The sequence below is a fragment of the Salinicola sp. MH3R3-1 genome, assembly GCF_001937155.1.
Lineage (GTDB): Bacteria > Pseudomonadota > Gammaproteobacteria > Pseudomonadales > Halomonadaceae > Salinicola > Salinicola halophyticus.
On the sequence record NZ_MSDP01000129.1, the window covers coordinates 1 to 628 of the forward strand.

The 628-nt window shown below is 65.6% G+C and carries 1 protein-coding gene; it reads right to left on the reverse strand.

The genetic code is table 11. From position 1 onward, the window contains the following. Positions 1 to 628, reverse strand: a 628-nt coding sequence (locus BTW08_RS18715; RefSeq protein WP_168170695.1) for an Ig-like domain-containing protein, incomplete at both ends; no start/stop codon positions are given.

Sequence of the window (628 nt, forward strand, 5' to 3'; positions counted from 1 at the left end):
CACCGTCTTGGGTTCGCTGACGCCACCGTCGTTATCGGTGGCGGTGTAGCTGAAGGTGACGTCGCGGCTCTCGCCCGCGGCCAGAGCGTCGAAGTCGGTGCCCGGGGCGAAGCTGTAGCTGCCGTCGGCGTTGAAGCTGAGACTGCCGTTGCCCTGACCCACGCCAGTGTCGAGCGCGTAGCTGGCGATGGTGCCATCGACATCGGTCGCTGCCGGGACCTGGCCAGTCAGCACCGTGTTCTCGCCAGTAGTCTGAGTATCAGTGACGGCGACCGGCACATCGTTGGTGCCCGTGACGGTGATGGTCACCGTCTTCGGCTCGCTCACGCCGCCGTCGTTATCGGTGGCGGTGTAGCTGAAGGTCACGTCGCGGCTCTCGCCCGCGGCCAGACTGTCGAAGTCGGTGCCGGGGGTGAAGCTATAGGAGCCGTCGGCGTTGAAGCTGAGACTGCCGTTGCCCTGACCCACGTTGGTGTCGAGCGCGTAGCTGGCGATGGTGCCATCGACGTCACTGGCTGCCAGGACTTGGCCGCTGAGAACGGCGTTCTCTTCTGTCGTGGTCGTGGCGGCCTGAGCCACCGGCACATCGTTGGTGCCGGTCACGGTAATCGTCACCGTCTTCGGCTCG